Raw genomic sequence first — 16380 nt, 5'->3', positions numbered from 1 at the left:
GTCTCGATGTCGCCAGACCCAGCTTCCGTACCGCACAGCGATGCTCGTCCCGCCGGAGACGCTGCGGTGGCCGGTGCTGAGGACGCCGACGGGGGAGCGTTGGTTCAGGCTACGAAGCTGACCAAACGCTATGGCGACTTCTACGCCCTGCGCGACTGTACGGTGTCGGTTCCCGCCGGTGAGGTGTTCGGGTTGCTGGGGCCCAACGGAGCCGGCAAGACGACGTTGCTGCGCTTGTTGCTGGGGTACCTGTTTCCGACCTCCGGCACGGCCACGATCGCCGGTTTGGACGTCACGCACGACAGCGTGGCGGTCCGGCGATTGGTTTCGTACCTGCCGGGTGAAGCTCGGCTGCCGCGGCACATGCGGGGCAGCGATGTACTGCAGTTCTTTGCCGAGATGCAGCCCGATGGCGATCTGGTGCGGTCCCGTCGAGTAGCCGAGCGACTGGAACTGGACCTCGACCGCCGCGTCGCCTTCATGAGCACGGGGATGCGGCAGAAGTTGGCGGTGGCCGTGGTCCTGGGGGCTCGTACGCCGCTGTTGATCCTGGACGAACCCACGGCCAATCTGGATCCCACCGTTCGCAGTGCGATTCTGGAGATGGTTTCCGATGCCCAGAACGAAGGCCGGACGGTGATCTTTTCGTCGCACGTCCTGGCGGAGATCGAGGAGGTATGCACGCGGGTGATCTTCTTGCGTCGCGGTATTTTGGCGAGAGGCTTGCGACTGGATACGCTCAAACAGCGGCATCGTATCTTCGCCCAAATCGATGACCAGATCGATGACCAGATCGATGGCGTACCGGTTCCCGACGCCCTCAGAGGTCTGGTCGAGATCCAGCCCTTTACTCCGGCCGCGGCCCCGGGCACCCGCTGGGTGCGGATGGACACCGCAGGCGATCTGGCGCCGTTGTTATCGTGGTTGGATTCGCTGCGGCTGAAGCGGATGCGGATCGAACCGTTGGGTTTGCGGGCGATCTATGACAACGTCCACGACTTGGTCCGCAGCGAACCCGCCAGCGACGAGGAGACGTCGTGATCGATCGCGTGTTGTGCAAGAAGTACGTCAACCAGTCGATGCTGTTGTGGTTGGCCTGTGGCCTGGCGTTATTTGCGTTTTCCTGGATGCGAGTATGGGTGGTCAGTCTGCTGGACATGCAGCAGTTCACGACGATCATCGAACAGTTTCGCGACTTCGAAAAGTTTTCGCCGATCGCCTTCGACCAGTTGGTCACCTATACCGGCCGGGTGGGCGCGACGTTTGACGAGCCGTTGATCATTATCTGCGTGGTGGTTTGGTGCGTGGCTCGAGGGTCGGACGTGGTCAGCGGTGAACTGGGCCGGGGGACGCTGGAAATGTTGTTGGCCCAGCCGATCAGCCGTTCGCGGTTGTTGTTGTCCCACGCGGTGGTCTCGACGATCGGCCTGCTGGGGCTGTGTCTGTTGGTTTGGCTGGGGATGTGGATCGGCATCCAGTTGACGGTGTTCGAGGAGACGGTCCAGCCGCCGACGTTGAACATTCCCTTCTTCAACATTCCGATCCCCCTGTCCAGTGCCGAGCCGGAGACGGTGACGGTGCGCATGTCGGAACGCGTAGAGGCGGGGATTTTTGCACCGAGCGTGGTGAACCTGTTCACGTTTGGTTTCTTTCTGCTGGGGCTGAGCACGTTGATGAGCAGCTGGGACCGGTATCGCTGGCGGACGATCGGACTGGTGATCGCGTTTTACGTTTTGCAGACGGTGATGTTTGGGTTGGCCAAAGCCGCCGAGCCGCTGGCGTGGCTGGAACATCTGACGTTTCTGACCTGTTATCGGCCGCAGCAATTAACCGTGACGATGATGGATCCGGATGTGCCAGGCGTGTGGCGGCTGTTCCCAGCGGGTGATGAGGCGCTGGGACCGATGATGTATCCGCTGATCCTGTTCGCCCTGGGACTGGCAGCGTATCTGGCGGCCTTTCAGGTCTTCCGCCGCCGCGATCTTCCCGCCCCGCTGTAACCGGAACGGTCGGGGGAGCGCAACCGGACCCGCTTCGCGCGCCGGACCGCCGGGATCGAGTACGAGTACCGCTTCGCTGAGTACGAGCACCGCTTCGCTGAGTACGAAGACAGCTCGTACTCGTACTCGTACTCGTACTCAGGGCGCAGCTCGGTACTCGTACTCGCCGCGTGCGAATCGATGCCGGGTTCGAGTACGAGTACCGCTACGCTGAGTACGGGTACCGCTTTGCTGAGTACGATAAAACGGCTCGTACTTGTACTCGTACTCAGGGCGCAGCCCGGTACTCGTACTCGCCGCACGCGAATCGATGCCGGGTTCGAGTACGAGTACCGTTTCGCTGAGTGGGAGTACCGCTTCGCTGAGTACGAGCACCGCTTCGCTGAGTACGAGCACCGCTTCGCTGAGTACCACTTCGCTCCGTACGAAAACTGCGGAGTACGACCGTCGGAGTTCTTGTGCTATAACTTGGGGCGTTGTGTCCGACCCCTATCGTCCACCGCAGAGCAACTCCACTGACAACCCCCGGCCTGGGCTTTGGATCGGGGTGTTGACGGTCGCGATGTGGCTCGCGACCTTCTTGGTGCTTGCGGTCGCCCGAGCCCGGTTTTTGCCACTGGTCAAGGATTTCGAGCTCGGCTTGCCGCTAGCCACTGGGCTGGCCCTGCATCCCGGAGCCAGGGCGTTGCCGCTGGTCGCTTTGGTGGCGACGGTGATTGCCGCCAATGCGGTGGACCGGCGACGGGCTCGCCGGCGGGTCTACGTCGGGAGCGCTTTGCTCGCCCTGTTCGTGCTGGCGGGGGCCCTGTTGGCGGTCGTCGTGCCCTGGGTCCAGTTGATAGGCGCTTTGCGGTAGGCTGGGCCTTTTGGGACCCGGCCCCCTCGACGTCGCGGGGCTACTGGTCAAGCGGCGGTGGAGCGATACACTGCAGCCTTTTACAGGATATCACGATGAAATACGCCATCATTATCCCCGACGGCTGTGCCGACGAACCGCTCGAGGCGCTGGACGGGCGGACGCCGCTGCAGGCTGCGAAGCTGCCCCATACCGATGCGTTGGCGGCGGCCGGTTCGTTGGGACTGGCAAACAACACGCCGGCCCATTTGCCCGCGGGCAGCGAAGTCGCCAATCTGTGTCTGTTGGGCTACGACCCGGACCAGTTCTTCACCGGGCGAGCTCCGCTGGAAGCGGCCGCACAGGGCATCGAACTGGGACCCGACGACTGGGCCGTGCGCTGCAACCTGGTGACGATCCAGGACCAGGTCATGGTCGACTTTACGGCCGATCACATCAGCACCGAAGACGCTACCGAACTGCTGCGAGCGGCTCAGGAAAACCTGTTGGCCGATTACAAGGGGCCGGGACGGTTCGAATTCGTGCCCGGCGTCAGCTACCGGAATCTGCTGCTGTACCGCGGCGAGCCCGGCCAAGCGCCGCCGTTCTCGGCCGAAACCCGCACCCGCGCCCCGCATGATCTGACCGATTGTGTGGTCAGCGATGATTTTCCGCGCGGGCCCGGCAGCGCGTTGCTGCAGCAGTGGATGGATGCCAGCGAACAGATCTTCGCCGGCCATCCGGTCAATGAGCAACGCACCCAGCGTGGCCAGCGGCCCGCGACCCACCTCTGGTTGTGGGGCTTGGGCAAGGCGCCGCAGTTGCCGTCTTTTGCCGAAAAACACGGTGTCAGTGGCGTCATGATCACGGCCGTCGACCTGCTGCGCGGCATTGCGGCGCTGGTGGGCTGGCCGCGAATCGAAGTGCCCGGAGCCACCGGATACCTCGATACCGACTACGCCGCCAAGGGCCAAGCGGCGGTCAAGGCTTTGGATCAATACGATCTGGTGTGCGTTCATATCGAAGCCCCCGACGAGGCTTCGCATGAAGGACGACACGACGCCAAGATCGAAGCCTTGCAACAGATCGACCAGCACATCGTCGGGCCCTTGCACGAGGCGCTCGCCGCCCGCGGTGATTACCGTATTCTGGTCACCCCCGACCATCCGACTCCCTGTGGCACCAAGAAGCACAGCCACGGGATGGTGCCCTTTGTCATCGCCGGCAGCGGCGTCGCAGCCGATTCGCAGCAGACGTACGACGAAATCGCGGCGGCGGCCAGCGGTCGGCGGCTCGATGCCGGCTGGGACCTGATGGACCAGTTCATCCAGCACGGGCGCTGATGCGGCGACCGAACTCGCCTGAAACCGCGGTGCTCGGATCCACCGCTTTGCTTTCGACACCCCACACGCACAACCCCACACAACCCCCTCCTCCGATGACGCTCATAGTTCAGAAGTTTGGCGGAACCAGCGTGGCCGACGCCGAGAAGATTCGCGCGGCCGCACGCAAAGCCGTCCGTGCCCAACAACAGGGCCACCGCGTCGTGATGGTCGTCAGCGCGATGGGCAAAAATACGGACACACTGTTGGATCTGGCTTCGCAGGTCAGCGAGCAACCGCCGGCACGCGAACTGGATATGTTGCTCAGCACCGGCGAACAGATCAGCGTGGCGTTGGTCGCGATGGCCATCGACAGCATGGGCGCTAAAGCGGTCAGTCTGACCGGTGGCCAGATGGGGATCCGTACCGACAACACGTTTACCAAGGCGCGCATCCAGTCGATAGATACGGCCCGGATCCTCCGTCAACTGGACGCCGGAAACATCGTGATCGCGGCTGGTTTTCAGGGCATCGACGATGATTTGAACATCACCACCTTGGGACGCGGCGGCAGCGATACCACGGCCGTGGCCCTGGCCGCGGTGTTGGGCGCCGAGGCCTGTGAGATCTACACCGACGTCGACGGGGTGTACACGACCGATCCGCGGGTGTTGCCCGAAGCTCGCCGCGTGGATGTGATCAGTTATGACGAGATGCTGGAGCTGGCCAGTTTAGGCGCGGGCGTGATGCACAGCCGCAGCATCGAGTTCGCCAAAAAGTTCGGCGTCCCGATTCACGTCCGCAGCAGCTTTAGTGACACCGACGGCACGATGATCGTCGCCGAACCGGAGTCCGAAGCCGCCGCGGTTTGCGGCGCGGCGCTGACGCGCGACGAAGCTCGCGTGACGGTGTTGGGAGTGCCCGATGTGCCGGGGACGAGCCTGGAGATTTTTTCGGCAATCGCCGAGCAGAAGGTCGCCGTCGACATGATTGTGCAGAACGTTGCCAATCAGGAACGGGCCGACATCTCCTTTACGGTTCAACGCAGCGATCTGGATGCGACGTTGCAGGCGCTGCAAGCCGCCGCACGGCGGATCGGGGCAACCGGCATCACTCACGACGATCAGGTTTCCAAGGTGTCGGTCGTCGGATTGGGGATGGCCGTGCAGACGGGTGTCGCCCACCGGATGTTCCGCGCTCTGGCCGATGCCGGAGTGAATATCCAGATGATCACGACCAGTGAAATTAAAATCTCCGTATTGGTCTCGCGCGACCAAGCGGACAAAGCACTGCGAGCGGTGCATCAAGCGTTCGAGTTGCACGTGGAACCGGCCGACAAGAAATCCTGGGCGCAGATCCGCGCCGAACGCCGCAAGAAAACCGACGTCGACGATCTGGTGGCACGCCTGCATGGCGACGAGCTGGAAGAGCTGACGCTGACGGGCATCGCGCTGACGCCCGAGCAGGCTCGCGTCACCCTCCGCGGCGTCCCCGATTCGCCCGGGATCGCGGCCGACATGTTCGAATCGGTCGCGGATGCCGGCGTGTTCGTGGACATGATCGTGCAGGGCATCGACGGCGAAGACGGACGTACCAGCGTCACGGTAACCGTCGCCGCCAGCGATTTGGAAAAATGCCTTCAGGTCGCCGACGACCTTCGCCAACGACACCAACTCCGCGACGTGCAGGGCGCCGGCGGCATTGCCAAATTAACCGTCAGCGGAATTGGGCTGCGCAGCCACACCAATGTCGGCACCCTGATGTTCCGTTCGTTGGCCGACGCCGACATCAACGTCGAAATGATCAACACCAGCGAACTGCAGGTCAATGCCGTGATCGATGGCGATAAGGGTGACCTGGGCAAACAGCAATTGAATAAAGCGTTCGCCGGTGTGCTGCGATGACCGGAGAGCACGCTGCCGCCGCCGCGGGCAATGATTTGCCCGGCATCCGCAGCGTGTTGGTGCGTCAATTGCCCAGCGGCCATGTGCTCCGCTGCGGCACGGTCCACAACCTGCAAGCCGGCCGCGGCGACACGCTGGTCATCCAGACGACGACCGGCCGGTGGCTGGCGACGCTGCTGATTCCCGCCGCCGGCGAGGGGCGTCGCGACGAACCGCTGGGCGGAGAGTGGTTGCGGGTAGCCGGCGAGACAGATCGCCGGCGCGGCCAAGCCGCCCAGCAGCGGGCCGCCGAACTGTTCGATGCCGCGTCGCAAACGCTGCAACAGGCCGGGGCACAACTTGTTCTGGCCGCCGCCGAAGTCGATCTGGGCGGAGACGTCGGCGTGCTGCGGTTTCTGGGGCCGGCCAGCGAACGACTCGGGCCGTGGGCCGTCGAGCTGGCCGAGCGGTGTGGGCTGGGACGCGTGCAGTGGGTGTCGCTGGAAGCGGAGCGGCCGGCCGAGTCGTCGACTTCCTCCGAACAGCTGCACGAGGAAGCGTTCCAGCGACGCTTTGCCGACGTCACCAGGCCGGGGCCGGAACTGGGGATGTCGCTGGGCAAGGATTACCGGGTCTCGGCTGGCAACCGAGGCTGGTACCAACAGAAACGCCGCGGCGAGTCGCCCCGGCTGCGACGTTTGCCCGCCGGACGCAGCTGGATGGTTCGCGTTCGCACGGCCGCCGGGGGCATGGCCGCGGCGCATCTGCGGCAGCTGGCCCGCTTGGCCGCCGAGTTCGGCGATGGCACGCTGCGATTGACCATCCGGCAAGCGATCCAGTTGCACGGCGTGGACTCGCAGTACGTGCCGCAAGTGATCGAGCGTTTGGAATCCAGTCTGCTCAGCACGGCCGGCAGCTGCGGCGATGCGGTGCGAAATCTGACGTGTTGTTCGCTGCCCTTGTTGGATGCGGCGGACCGTTGGCCGGGACAGGCCGAAACACGGCATCTGGCGCTCCAGCTAGGCCAAGCCATGTTGCCGCGGGGATTGGCCTTTGAGTGGACGGCGACCGACGGCGAGGAGACCATCGGATCGGGCCCGCCAGCGGCCGAACCGCTGCCACATAAATTCAAGATCGGCGTCGCCAGCGATCGTCACGACTGCGCCGATGTGTTGAGCAACGATCTGGCGGTCATCGTCCGCACCGAGGCGTCCTGTCGGCCGGCCGCAGTGGATTTGTACGTCGGCGGCTCGACCGCCTATCGGGCGGGCGACGCACGCTCCTTTCCGCGGCTCGCCCAGTACCTGGCGACGGTCGCCTATGACGACTGCCTGCCGGCGGCGGAGATGTTGCTGGGGATGTTTTCTCGGCGCGATACGCCGGGTCCGCGGCACTTTCGACGCTGGAAGTACGTCGTCGCTCGCAGCGGTGTGGAAACGCTGTACGAACAACTCTGCCAGCAAGCCAGCGAGCGAACGGATGTGCGGCGGGACGCGGACGCGGCCCAGCGACATCTGGCTCGAACCCGCTCTGTCCACCCGCCGGGCGGCCGGACGGCGGAGGGGCATCTCTGGTTTCGGCTGCCGCTGGTGGCCGGACGATTAACGGCCCAGCACATGCCGCTGCTGGATGACGCGGCCGCAGCCGGAGCGACGGTTCGCGTGGGCACGGACCACGACCTGATCGTCTCCTACCCGCCCGGCTCGGCCGGGGCCGGGCGGCTTGCTCAGTGGACGCCGCGGCACGCGTTCGGCCGGACGGCCGATCCGCAGCAGTTCGACCAACCACCCGAGCCCCAGCCGGCCGGTGGTAACGCGGCCGGTCGGGTGTGCCCTGCCCTGCCCACCTGCCCGCTGGCCGTTGCCGCGGCCGAAACCCAGTGGGATATGTGGAGCGATGCGTTGCGAGCGGCTTTCCCACCCGAGGAAGCGTTCGATGCCGGCGGCTCGTCCGGAGTTTTTCTGGCGCTCAGCGGATGTGCGAACGGTTGCTCGCGCCCCTTGACCGCTCCGGTCGGAGTGGTTGCCGAGTCCCCCGGAAGGCGAGTCGTTTACCTTGGCGGAAGCTCTCGGCGGCTGGGACAAGCGGTCGGCGCGGTCGCCGGTCCTGAGGAATTGACGCTGCTGCTGCGTCCGATCCTGGCGAGGTTTGGTCGCCAGCGGGCCGCGGGGGAGTCGTTTGGCGACTGGTTTTGGCGAACATGCGGGAAATAACCCGCTTCGGGCCGAGAGCAAGCGCGATGGGAAAGTTTTTTTTGGCGTTTTTCAGGGGATCGACTAGGCTGGAAGCTGAGGGATCGATCCATCCATCTAGTCTTTTAATAAGTCTTCTAATACGTACCGCTCAGAAGGTTCGCACATGTCAGTTCGGAAACTTGGTTGGGTAACATTCCGCGTCGTCGCAGCAGGGCTGCTTGTCGGGATGTTCGGCACAGCAGCGATGGCGGAACGTCTGGATCCTCAAGAAGCCCGGGACGTGGAATTCTTCCAGGCCATGGAAAACGGGGACATCGACGTCAAGTTTATCCCCCGCAATGCGGCCGAAGCGAACGTCATCATCAAGAACAAAACCGACAAACCGCTGCACATCCGTTTGCCTGACGCGTTTGCCGGAGTGCCGGTCAACGCCCAGTTCGGCGGCATGGGTGGCATGGGCATGGGCGGCATGGGCGGCGGTATGGGCATGGGCGGCATGGGCGGCATGGGCGGTGGCATGGGCATGGGCCAAGCGATGGGCGGCGGCATGGGGGGCATGGGCGGCATGGGCGGCGGTATGGGGATGGGCGGCATGGGCGGTGGCATGGGCATGGGAATGGGTGCGATGCGGATCGCTCCGGAGAAAGTCCGCAAGCTGGCCGTGACGACCGTATGCCTGGAGCACGGCAAGCCCGACCCGACGCCCAAAATGGCTTACAAGATCGTCCCGCTGGACGTCGTGACCAAAGATGAACGCGTGGCATCGCTGTGTTCGATGCTGGGACGTCGCCAGATTGCCCAGAACACGGCTCAAGCCGCCACCTGGCACCTGACCGATGGATTGAAGTGGCGGGAATTGGCCGCCAAGAACCGCGTGGAAAGCCGCTACAGTGGAAACGTACCGTTCTTCACGCCCGTCGAACTGCGGCAGGCCATGACGGTCGTCAATTACGTCACGTCGCAGGCCGCCGACCCGTCGGGGCAGAGTGAAAGCGACAGCGACAGCGAGACCACCGCGGCGGACCGTTACAACACCGCCTCGGCCGCCGATCAAGGCTGAGGTCGATGCCCAGTGGCATAGGCTTCCAGCCTGTGAGGATCCCCGGCTGTTCCTGCGACGCGGGAACAGCAGCCGCGGGAGGAAACCGCCTGTCGATTTATTGAGCCGTTTAGGCGATAGCCTCGGTTTCGTGTCCCTTATGCGGCTTAGGCCAGGGCGGCGCACACCGCTTTGGCGGCGTCGATGGTTTTCTCCAGTTCCCGCGGGCCGTGCTGGCGGCTGAAGAACATGGCTTCGAACTGGCTGCAGGGCATGTAGACGCCTTGGTGGATCATACCCCAGAAGTAAGCGCCGAATCGCTCGCGATCACAGCGGTCGGCGTCGTCCCAATTGACCACCGGTTGGTCGGTGAAGAACAACGTCAACATGCTGCCCACGCGTTGCATTTGGTGGGGCAAGCCGGCGTCGGCTGCCGCACCGCTCAGCCCGGCCGCCAGTTGTTCGCCGTAGCGGTCCAGTTGTTCGTAGGGCGGATCTTCTTTTAACAGTCGCAGCGTGGTGCTGCCCGCGGCGACGGCCAGCGGATTGCCGCTCAGCGTGCCGGCCTGGAAAACTTTGCCGGCGGGCAGGACCTGCGACATGATCGATTCTTTGCCGCCGTAGGCGCCCAGCGGCATGCCGCCGCCGACGATCTTGCCCAGCGTCGTCATGTCCGGCGTCACGCCGTAGTACTGCTGAGCTCCGCCGAACGCGAGCCGAAACCCGGTCATCACTTCGTCGAAAATCAGGATCGTGCCCGCTCGTTCGGTCAACGAGCGAAGTTGTTGGAGGTAGTCGTGCTGAGGCGGCACCGTTCCCATGTTGCCCGCGACCGGTTCCAGGATGACCGCCGCGACCTGCCCGGCGTGTTCGTCCAAGGCGTTGGCGACCGCTTGGGCGTCGTTGTAGGGCAGCACGATCGTGTCACTGCTGGCCCCGCGCGTGACCCCGGGCGAATCGGGCACGCCCAAGGTGGCGGCCGCGCTGCCGGCGGACACCAATAGGCTGTCGACGTGGCCGTGGTAGTTGCCGGCAAACTTGATGACTTTATCGCGTCCGGTCACGCCTCGCGCGACGCGGATCGCACTCATCGTCGCCTCGGTCCCGGAGTTCACCAGCCGCACCCGTTCGATGCTGGGAACCGCTTCGATGATCTGTTCGGCCAGTTGCGACTCCGCTTCGGTCGGTGCTCCGAAACTGGTGCCCCGAGCGGCCGCGGCCGAGATCGCGTCGAGCACTTCTTCGTGGGCGTGGCCCAGGATCATTGGCCCCCAGGAGCCGATGTAATCGATCAATCGCTGGCCATCGAGGTCTTCCAGGTAGGCTCCTTGAGCTTGACGGATGAACAGCGGCGTGCCGCCGACCGCGCCGAACGCGCGAGCGGGGCTGTTCACGCCGCCGGGCATCAGTCGGCTGGCTCGTTGAAACGCGGATTGGCTGGCCGAACCGGCCGCAGCTTGAGTGTTGATCGCGGATGATGACATTGCAGCAGCGAAGTTTCCAAGAAGGGAGGGATGGAGACCGAAAAACGATGGGTTCTGTCAGCGTAACGCAAAAGCGGACGGGCGCGAGCCACCACGGCGCACGCACCGCCGAGGTGGTTCGCCAAAGTCTTCGTATCCGACCCCGTCTATGCCGACTTCCCAGACGTACAGGTCGAGAAAAATTATTTGGTCGCAAATGCACATATTTGCTAGCGAGCTATTGCCGATCCGCTTGGTTATGAGGAAAATCGCAGGCAAACAATTCCCTTCCCTTTGGTTCTATGGATTGAACATGACCCATTTGTTGCGTTTGATGTTTGCTGCTCTGTTGGTCGTCACCCCTTGCGTGTTCAGCGGCTGCGAGTCGGAAACGGTCGACAACGTTGACACCACCACCCCCGAAGTTGTCGACGGCGACGCCACGCCCCCTGCTGACGCGCCGGTCGACGTCGACGTCGATGCCGACGCCGATGGCGACGCCGAAGTGGTCGAAGAAGTCGAATAAGACCTGCGAGGGCAATGCACGGTTGATCGAACGCGTTCTAACGCGTGTAGACCAGCACCCTGTCAGCGCCGACCGCCCAGCGGTCGGCGTTTTTTAATTGCGCCGCCACGTGCAGCGTCCCGGTGGTGCCCGCGGGAATCGACACCGTGGTGGCGAACTCGCCCGCCGGCAAGGAGAGCTGAACCTGCGTGACGAGCGTTTCGTTGGCGCGGTGGTAACGCCGCTCGGCAGCGGTTCCGGCCGGGACATTGCCGACCCCGCGATGCACTGCCAAAGAGAGCGTTCCGGCAAAGGGCAGTTTCCCGCGGATCGTGATCTCACTGCCCTCAGCGGCTTTACCGGGCGCTTCCACGGCCAGCGGTTCGGGATGTCGAAGCCGCAGCGTCGGATCACCAAGCAGGTTGTACAGCTGCATGTGTTCACGACGTTCGCCGGGCAGGTCGGCGGCGGTCGGGCTGATCAACGAAGCCAGCGTGTCGATGACGGCGCGTCGCTTTGCCAGTTCCGGTTGGGCGTCCGAAGCGGTGGCCATTTCCTGCAGGGAGGCCAGCCAGGCGTCGCCCAGACGCGGTGCCCGCTGTTCATACACCGCCTGGATCAACCCGCCGGCGACCGCGGCGTTGCCGTAGGGCAACGTCACTCGTGATCCGGCCAGCACCGCGATCGGCCCGTTCTTGGCCAACAGCATGTTCTCGGCCAGACAGTCTTCCTTGGCGTCGAAGGCGCCGGTGTAACAGGCCAAAAGCAGCGCGATCGGCGGTGGGGTGCCCTGCAGTCGCAACTGGTCCAGATCGTCGACCGACAACACCGGACGTCCCTCGGGGGTGGGCGGCACGCGATCTAGCTCGGTGACCCAGCCGTGGCCGGCGTAGACCCAAAACCGAGCTCCTTTCGCGTACTGCTCGAGCACACTTTCGCGGAACTGTTCCAGCCCCGGATTAAAAGGGCTGGTCGGACTGGCATAGGTAACGTGCGTGCGAGTCCAGGCCGGCAGCGACCCGGTGATCATGCTCCGTGTGACCGATTCGATGGCCGCGTCGGCCAGGAATCCGAACCCGCCCACGCCTGCGGTCAAGGCAACTCGCTGGCGCCACGGACCGAAATCATTGGAGTCCTCGTAGGCGACCAGACGCGTGATGTAGGCGGACAGCTGGGCTGGGGTATCGACGGGGATGCGGCCCACGACCGCGTCGGGACGCCCATCCTGGTCGAAGTCGCCGTAGAAGGTATCGCCGGGTAACCGCTCGGTCGTGCCCCAAGCCGCCGTGACCGCGGCCGGGCGATGCAATGTCGGCACCTCCCAAGCCGTGTCGGTCGCGCCGTTGGACCGGCCCAGCCCGCAGTCGCCCAGCAGCAGGATAAATCGGGTCTTGCCCGGCACGGCCGCCTGGCGGATCTGGTCGCGAAGCCGGTCGGCGGCCGCGGCACTGGGAATCACTTCAACGGCCAGCCCCTCGCTGCGGCGCCGCGCGATCAGCGGCTGAGCCGCATCGCGGAAGGCGTCGGGAGCGACGATCAACAGGTCGGGGCCATCGGTCCGTCGGGCCGGAGAGGACTCCTGGGCTGGAGCGGAATGGCCGCCGCCCAGCGAGACGGCGACAAGCAACAGGAGACGCCCGAGGGACGCATTCCTTAGCGAACGAGCGAAACGCAACGGAAAAGCACTGGGATGGTTCATACCTCCAGTGTAGCGATCACGCCCAGTCGCGGCCTAGAACAATTCGCCAGCGTCGCCTTTCGCTCCGCGAAAGTAGCAGTGTCGCCTTTCGCTCCGCGAAAGTAGCAGCGTCGCCTTTCGCTCCGCGAAAGTCGTTGAGAATTCGTTAGCTACTTTCGCGGAGCGAAAGGCAACACTTGCCAAAGGCAACGCTTCCTTTAGCAACTGGCGCCTAGCTCTTCCTCTTTGGTGACCGTAAAGCCGAGGTCTTCGATCATTTTGTAATCGGCTTCCGGCGGTTGGCCGGAAGTGGTTAGGTAATCGCCGACAAAGATGCTGTTGGCCGCGTACAGACCCAGGGGCTGCAGCGAACGCAGGTGGATTTCGCGGCCTCCGGAAATCCGCAGCTCGCGGTCCGGATTGACCAACCGGAACATGGCCAGGGCCTTCAGGCAGTAGGCCGGCGTCAGGCGATCGACTTGCTCGAGCGGGGTGCCATCGATCGAGGTCAAGAAGTTCAGCGGGATCGACTCCACGCCGATCTCGCGCAGCTGGATGGCCATCGCGACCACGTCCTCGGGCGTCTCGCCCATGCCGATGATGCCACCGCTGCACAATTCCATGCCCGCCTCGCGCACGTGATTCAGCGTCTGGACGCGGTCGGCATGGGTGTGCGTGGTGCAGATCTTTTCGTAGTACTGCTCGCTGGTGTTAACGTTGTGGTTCACGCGGTCCACGCCGCAGTCCTTCAGTCGCTGGGCCTGTTCGGCGCTGAGCAGTCCCAGGCAGGCGCAGACTTTGAGGTCGAACTTTTCTTTGATCTCGGGAACGACCTGCTCGACCGCTTTCATCTCGCGTTCGTTGGGACCGCGGGCGGAGATCACCAGGCAGTAGGTTTTGGCGTTTCGTTCGGCCGCCAGGGCCGCGGCGGCCATCAGCTTGTCGCGCTGCAGGATGTTGTACTTGGGCACCGGAGCCGTGGAGATTTTCGACTGGCTGCAGTAGCCGCAGTCCTCCGGGCATAGGCCGCTCTTGGCGTTCATCAAAAAGTACAGCTGGACGGCGCGGCCGAAATAATGTCGGCGGACGCGGAAGGCCGCGGCCATCACCTCCAACAGGTCATCGTCCGGGCTCTGAAGGATCGACAGGGCTTGCTCGCTGGTGAGCGGTTGGCCGGCCAAGACCGAACGCGCCATGGCGTCGTACGAGTTGGTGGTTTCCGCAGGATCGGTGAGCGTTTCGGACGACATGAACTTTCGCTCTTTCATCGAGGAGAAGGGATACCGAGGCGTCCCGGAGTGGACGCGCGGCCCTAATGTAACGCGGATGATTCCCCGTGGTCTAGCACCTCCGCGACGATCACCTGCCGGCGCGGCTTCACTCCGGCGGGGGCTGCTCGTCCCTCTTCGCCTGATCGGCATCCTTTGCCTGCTCCTCGGCCTTTGCCCGCTCCCTCTCCTTTGCCCGCTCCCTCTCCTTTGCCCGCTCGGCTCGGCGGAGGGCTTTGGTCAGCAGGCGGTCGAACGTGGCGGCGAAAGCTTTTTTATCGGTCGCCTTGTAGGGAGCCCCGCCGCCGGGTAGGTCGATCGCGCCGCGCAAGGTGTCGGCGAAATTGCGCATCGATAACCGCGAGGCAATCGTGTTGGGCGAATATTCATCGCCCCGGGGATCGACCACATACACGTCTTTTCGGACCAACAGATCGGCCAGCGGAATATCGGCCGTCACGGCCACATCGCCGGGCTCGGCGTGCGCGACGATGTAACGGTCCGCCACATCCGCTCCGGCACCGACGACCACCGAGCGGACGTTGGGAAGGGCTTTGGGCGTTTCGATCGGTTGATTGGCCACCAACAGGGTCTCGACCTCCACCCGTTTGGCAGCTTTAAAGACGACCTGTTTGACTTCGTAGGGAGCCGCGTCGGCATCGATCCAAATTCGCATCGGTGTGAAAGCTTTCTCAACAGGTAGGCGGGCGGGGACGGGCTTGGGGTCGACTGACACGCGATGCTAACGGGCTATCAGTTTAGGCGACAACGCATCTCCTCGTGGTGCGTCAAAGCCCAATCTTAGGGTAGCTGATCTCGCCAGAGATTGGATGGAAGCGGCGAAAAGGTCCAAAGTCTGGCGACTTCAGCTACGGCCAGACCCTGAAATCCAATGCTGACGAAAACGCGGCTAGCGTTTGAGCGGATCGATAGATCGACAGCCCGCTGGCCGGAATCGGCCGCGTTGCCGAAGCGTCGTGACCGAACGTGTCACAGGGCCGTGCGATAACCCTGATGTCCCGGCGGCAAACCGGCCGCAAAGTCATCCCATCGCTTGCTCAAGGAAGGTAGTTCGATGCCCAAGTATTACGCCATCTGTGGTTCGCAGTCGTTGATCGTTTCGGCTCCCAACGCTCGCCAGGCCGCCATGCGGCTGATCGACGAAGCGCTCTCGCCGCATCTGTGGATCTACGACGATCCGGATCTGAGCGAACAGGATCGCCGCGACCACCTGGTGCTCGAAGCCCTGCTGCACCTGGACACGACCGTGACGGTCAGCCAGCGGGGGCTGGAGCGGAGCGAGGATGGCCGGATCGAGGTGCCCGAATTGATCGAGCAGTGGCACCGCATGATGACGGCGGTCAGCCGGTTGTTCGTGGCTGCCGGCTTGACGCCCCGCCGCGTCCTGCCGGCTCCCGTAGCCGCCACCGCCACGCCCGTCCTGGCCTTGGTCCATTAGAACCGCAGCCATAGTAGCTCGGCTGTCCCCAGCCGAGTCGGTTCGAACTCCGGCGAGTTCCCGGCCTGTCAATTAGGAACCGTTCGGAAACAACTCCGGCTTTTCCTATCGGTTGCCGGAGCATTGTAGGGCCGATGCAATTGCAGCGCGGCAGCCACAGAGTGGCGACATGTGGTAGCCCTGGGTGCCAACCCAGGGTAAGGCCCCCCACCACCGCGCGCAAGTCCCGGAGGGACGACATCAACTGCAGTAGCCACCCGCGCATGTTGACACGGTCTCATGTCGCCCTTCCAGGGCTTTCGGATGATTTTTTGGTGTTCCCCCGGGCTCGCGCCCGGGGCTACCGCATGCCATCGCTCTGCGATTCCGACCGAGGTCGTCTCCACGCATAGAATCCGTTCAGAGTCCAGCATTTCCATTCGTAGCGGTCTATCGCTAGTCGGCCGGTATTGCAGCGAGCAACTTGGGCTATTCCGTATACAACGGAATTATTCCCGAACGGTTCCTTAACTGAGCCGTCTAGGCGCTAGCCACGGTTTCGTCACCACAGAACCGGGGCGTTCGCCCAAACGGCTCACACAAACAATGCGTTTTCGAATAAATCGACAGGCCGTTCCGCTACGCGGCGGACTCCGGCCGGCACAGGGCTCGCGGGCCGTTTATACTAGCGGTTTCTTTGGCTTGGCCTCCGGACGTTTGCCCGCGCCGGTGGCTGGTTACTTCTTCCGACTTC

13 protein-coding genes are annotated in these 16380 nt (G+C 63.8%); 9 read left to right on the top strand and 4 right to left on the bottom strand.

The window, feature by feature from the left end:
• Positions 1–6: 6 nt before the first annotated feature.
• The 7 genes from GE027_RS02730 to GE027_RS02700 all read left to right on the top strand — a co-directional run bounded on the left by GE027_RS02730 (position 7) and on the right by GE027_RS02700 (position 9295).
• On the top strand, positions 7–1041 hold the full coding sequence (locus GE027_RS02730; protein WP_153555622.1) for an ABC transporter ATP-binding protein: 1035 nt from the start codon (positions 7–9) through the stop codon (positions 1039–1041).
• Positions 1038–2000: an ABC transporter permease subunit gene (locus GE027_RS02725; RefSeq protein WP_237607206.1), complete on the top strand. Its 963-nt coding sequence runs from the start codon at positions 1038–1040 to the stop codon at positions 1998–2000. Before GE027_RS02730 ends, GE027_RS02725 begins: the two co-directional genes overlap by 4 nt.
• Before the next feature lie 562 nt (positions 2001–2562).
• A complete protein-coding gene (locus GE027_RS02720; protein WP_153555621.1) occupies positions 2563–2856 on the top strand; it encodes a hypothetical protein in 294 nt (97 codons plus the stop codon).
• Between the two features lie 95 nt (positions 2857–2951).
• The gene (locus tag GE027_RS02715; protein ID WP_153555620.1) at positions 2952–4178 is read left to right on the top strand and encodes a cofactor-independent phosphoglycerate mutase; all 1227 of its coding nucleotides are present in this window, start codon (positions 2952–2954) and stop codon (positions 4176–4178) included.
• Positions 4179–4273: 95 nt separating this feature from the next.
• Entirely contained in the window at positions 4274–6061 is a 1788-nt protein-coding gene (locus tag GE027_RS02710; protein WP_153555619.1) for an aspartate kinase, read from the top strand.
• On the top strand, positions 6058–8253 hold the full coding sequence (locus GE027_RS02705; protein WP_153555618.1) for an assimilatory sulfite reductase (NADPH) hemoprotein subunit: 2196 nt from the start codon (positions 6058–6060) through the stop codon (positions 8251–8253). Before GE027_RS02710 ends, GE027_RS02705 begins: the two co-directional genes overlap by 4 nt.
• Positions 8254–8479: 226 nt before the next feature.
• Positions 8480–9295, top strand: coding sequence for a hypothetical protein (locus GE027_RS02700; protein WP_237607205.1), 816 nt, complete (start codon positions 8480–8482; stop codon positions 9293–9295).
• A 146-nt stretch (positions 9296–9441) separates the two neighbouring features.
• Here GE027_RS02700 and hemL read toward each other — a convergent pair whose 3' ends face one another.
• Positions 9442–10758 (bottom strand): glutamate-1-semialdehyde 2,1-aminomutase, encoded by a 1317-nt coding sequence (gene hemL / locus GE027_RS02695; protein ID WP_153555617.1) that lies wholly within the window; start codon positions 10756–10758, stop codon positions 9442–9444.
• 292 nt (positions 10759–11050) lie between these two features.
• On the opposite strand from hemL, the gene GE027_RS02690 reads away from it, so the two are divergent.
• Positions 11051–11263: a hypothetical protein gene (locus GE027_RS02690; protein ID WP_153555616.1), complete on the top strand. Its 213-nt coding sequence runs from the start codon at positions 11051–11053 to the stop codon at positions 11261–11263.
• Positions 11264–11300: 37 nt separating this feature from the next.
• Here GE027_RS02690 and GE027_RS02685 read toward each other — a convergent pair whose 3' ends face one another.
• The 3 genes from GE027_RS02685 to GE027_RS02675 form a co-directional block, all read right to left on the bottom strand.
• The gene (locus GE027_RS02685) at positions 11301–12869 is read right to left on the bottom strand and encodes a C25 family cysteine peptidase (protein ID WP_162006543.1); all 1569 of its coding nucleotides are present in this window, start codon (positions 12867–12869) and stop codon (positions 11301–11303) included.
• Positions 12870–13138: 269 nt separating this feature from the next.
• A complete protein-coding gene (bioB, locus tag GE027_RS02680) occupies positions 13139–14170 on the bottom strand; it encodes a biotin synthase BioB (protein WP_237607204.1) in 1032 nt (343 codons plus the stop codon).
• Positions 14171–14297: 127 nt separating this feature from the next.
• Entirely contained in the window at positions 14298–14864 is a 567-nt protein-coding gene (locus GE027_RS02675) for a YaiI/YqxD family protein (RefSeq protein WP_153555613.1), read from the bottom strand.
• A 399-nt stretch (positions 14865–15263) separates the two neighbouring features.
• Between GE027_RS02675 and GE027_RS02670 the strand changes: the two genes are divergently transcribed.
• Entirely contained in the window at positions 15264–15647 is a 384-nt protein-coding gene (locus GE027_RS02670) for a hypothetical protein (protein WP_153555612.1), read from the top strand.
• The last annotated feature ends 733 nt before the right edge of the window (positions 15648–16380 follow it).

Origin of the sequence: Roseimaritima sediminicola (assembly GCF_009618275.1) — a bacterium.
In the GTDB taxonomy this organism is placed as follows: domain Bacteria; phylum Planctomycetota; class Planctomycetia; order Pirellulales; family Pirellulaceae; genus Roseimaritima; species Roseimaritima sediminicola.
This window is presented reverse-complemented; position numbering and strand designations above follow the sequence as displayed.

Bases quoted from the DNA above. Each gene is read 5' to 3' on its own strand.
- GE027_RS02670 (WP_153555612.1), top strand. From the start codon at position 15,264: ATGCCCAAGTATTACGCCATCTGTGGTTCGCAGTCGTTGATCGTTTCG.
- GE027_RS02710 (WP_153555619.1), top strand. From the start codon at position 4,274: ATGACGCTCATAGTTCAGAAGTTTGGCGGAACCAGCGTGGCCGACGCC.
- GE027_RS02715 (WP_153555620.1), top strand. From the start codon at position 2,952: ATGAAATACGCCATCATTATCCCCGACGGCTGTGCCGACGAACCGCTC.
- GE027_RS02720 (WP_153555621.1), top strand. From the start codon at position 2,563: ATGTGGCTCGCGACCTTCTTGGTGCTTGCGGTCGCCCGAGCCCGGTTT.
- bioB (WP_237607204.1), bottom strand. From the start codon at position 14,170: ATGTCGTCCGAAACGCTCACCGATCCTGCGGAAACCACCAACTCGTAC.
- GE027_RS02675 (WP_153555613.1), bottom strand. From the start codon at position 14,864: ATGCGAATTTGGATCGATGCCGACGCGGCTCCCTACGAAGTCAAACAG.
- GE027_RS02690 (WP_153555616.1), top strand. From the start codon at position 11,051: ATGACCCATTTGTTGCGTTTGATGTTTGCTGCTCTGTTGGTCGTCACC.
- GE027_RS02730 (WP_153555622.1), top strand. From the start codon at position 7: ATGTCGCCAGACCCAGCTTCCGTACCGCACAGCGATGCTCGTCCCGCC.
- hemL (WP_153555617.1), bottom strand. From the start codon at position 10,758: ATGTCATCATCCGCGATCAACACTCAAGCTGCGGCCGGTTCGGCCAGC.
- GE027_RS02700 (WP_237607205.1), top strand. From the start codon at position 8,480: ATGGCGGAACGTCTGGATCCTCAAGAAGCCCGGGACGTGGAATTCTTC.
- GE027_RS02705 (WP_153555618.1), top strand. From the start codon at position 6,058: ATGACCGGAGAGCACGCTGCCGCCGCCGCGGGCAATGATTTGCCCGGC.